This window comes from uncultured Campylobacter sp. (assembly GCF_938045405.1).
Lineage (GTDB): Bacteria > Campylobacterota > Campylobacteria > Campylobacterales > Campylobacteraceae > Campylobacter_B.
In genome coordinates, this window is record NZ_CALIMW010000033.1 from 1 (window position 1) to 1,859 (window position 1,859).

2 protein-coding genes are annotated in these 1,859 nt (G+C 41.6%); both read right to left on the reverse strand.

Annotation, left to right across the window (positions count from 1 at the left end; genetic code table 11):
• Window positions 1–854, reverse strand: an 854-nt coding sequence (gene ftsA / locus Q0140_RS01215) for a cell division protein FtsA (protein WP_297960792.1), incomplete at its 3' end; no start/stop codon positions are given.
• Window positions 847–1,859, reverse strand: a 1,013-nt coding sequence (locus tag Q0140_RS01220; RefSeq protein WP_297960795.1) for a peptidylprolyl isomerase, incomplete at its 5' end; no start/stop codon positions are given. The genes ftsA and Q0140_RS01220, both read right to left, overlap by 8 nt.

The window sequence follows — 1,859 nt, forward strand, 5'->3', positions numbered from 1 at the left end:
ATGATCTCAAGGCTTATTATGTGGTTTTCCGACTCGCTATCTCCTAAAGCAGGCAGCTCGACTTCGCTATTGCCTTGATTAATCAGATCGTTATAGGTGATCTTTATGTTTTCCGCATACGGAAGCGGCGTATGTAGTGCGCGCGATAGATCGTTAGTAACGTTATTGGAGCCAAACATCACAACATCGTTATAACGCAAGGAATTCCCCAGGTGGATGACTATATCACACGTAGCGCCGCCCATATCAATCAGCACGACGCCTAGCTCTTTTTCATCTTTGCTAAGCGTAGATATAGATGATGCGTAGCCTGAAAGGACGATGTTATCTACCTTTACGCCCGCCATCTCTACGGATTTTTTCAAATTTTTAATTGAGCTTTCGGGAGCGATGACGATATGCGTAGATACCTCTAGGCGCGTGCCGCTCATACCGAGCGGATCTTCGATGTGTTCCTGCTCATCAACCCTAAAATCATACGGAAGCACATGTAAAATCACGCTATCGCTAGGCACGTTAGCCTGAGCTTCGGCAACCTGCATGGCACGCTTTATTTCATCCAACCCGATCTCATTTTCCATGGTTATGACACCGCGAGATTTAACGCTTTTGGCATATGAGCCCGAGATAGATATAATGGCTTTATCGTAGCTTCTGCCAGCTCCTTTTACAGCCGCTTTTACCGCCTGCTTTATTGAGCCTGCGGCTTGCTCTATGTTTGTTATAACGCCCTTTTTGATACCTAAAGTATCGGCTCCGCCAACGCCTAAGACCGTAAAAATGCCATCATTTTTAGCGATTATCGCGCGAATTTTAGTTGAGCCTATATCTAGACCTAAAATATACTCACTCACTGTCTTTACCTTTAAAATATCTTTCGGTTTTATAGCGCTTTTCTAGCATTTTGGTTAGATCGTCTTGTAGATTGGAATTTAATAACGCGGTTATCCTATCGGCTACGATCGCTTTTTCTTTATCTATCTCTTCGCTGCTACCTAGGCTCTGCTGTGAAATTTTATACACTACGGCTTTATTACCAAACATCACTATCCCTTCTTTGGCAGGCCTATTAAACATATCAATAAGAAATTTATAAAATTCGTCATCGCTTAGCTTGGTGTTGTTTTTACTATTTAGAGATAAGGTGCCGAAATCTTCGCCTTTGAAATTTTTAAGCGCATCTTGAGCTCTTTTTTCAAGTAGCTCTTTACGTTTTTTCGTTTCAAATTCTTTAGAAGCTAAAGACTTAGCCTCTTCAAAGCTCATCTGCCTAGGCTGCTCTACGCCGTTCAGTTTAGCAATCAGATATCCGCCTTTGTACTCGAAAGGCTTGATGACATCTCCTGGCTTTGCCACCTCAATCTCAGATATTGGAAAATTGCTAGCCGTAGCAACTATGGTTTCATTAGTATCGATTTTGCCTTTTTTAATATCTGGAAAATCTTTTTTTGCAATTTTTTTAGCCTGATCCATTCGGTAATCTTTTAAGACATTAGGTTTGGCTTCTGCAAAATCCAATAATTTATCATCCAGGCTTCTATACTCGCCTCTGTGCTCTTCATAAAATTTACTTAGTTCCGTCTCATTCACGTCGGCTTTACTAGGCGCCACGAAATAGGCCCCTAGATTATATTTTTTCTCGGTCATAAAGTGCGATTTCTCGCCTTCCCAAAATTTCTTTAGCTCGTCGTCGTTAAACGTAACGTTAGTGTCTGCGTAGATAATCTCGGCCGATACTTTATCTTGCATCAGCTGTGATGCTGCAAATACTTCTACGATCTTAGGGCTAGGCGTTATTTTTAGTGCTTTGCCGAGCTTTTCTAAAGTTAGGACCTTTTGTAGATTGCGCTCAAATTCCT